The sequence below is a fragment of the Bittarella massiliensis (ex Durand et al. 2017) genome (assembly GCF_017566145.1).
In the GTDB taxonomy this organism is placed as follows: Bacteria; Bacillota; Clostridia; order Oscillospirales; family Ruminococcaceae; genus Bittarella; species Bittarella massiliensis_A.
In genome coordinates, this window is record NZ_JABFCL010000248.1 from 1 (window position 1) to 220 (window position 220).

Annotated in this window: 1 protein-coding gene; it reads left to right on the plus strand. The window is 50.9% G+C overall.

All coding sequences use genetic code 11. The features are described from left to right. The coding region (locus tag HJY11_RS14215; RefSeq protein WP_243764577.1) for an AIR synthase-related protein at positions 1 to 220 on the plus strand (220 nt) is incomplete at both ends.

Consider the following 220-nt stretch of genomic DNA (forward strand, 5'->3'; position numbering starts at 1 on the left):
GAGAAGATTTGGGAATTGAGGCCGATATCAAGAGTGATTGTGCACCCCTTTGGAAGACGGTGGAAGCAGTGATGAACAGGACACACGATCTGCATGTTATTCGTGATGCGACACGTGGCGGCGTGGGAACTGTATTATATGAAATTGCGAAGCAGAGCCAGGTAGGCGTACAGCTTGACAGCGCCAATATTCCGGTTCAGCCGGAAGTAAGGGGTGTCTG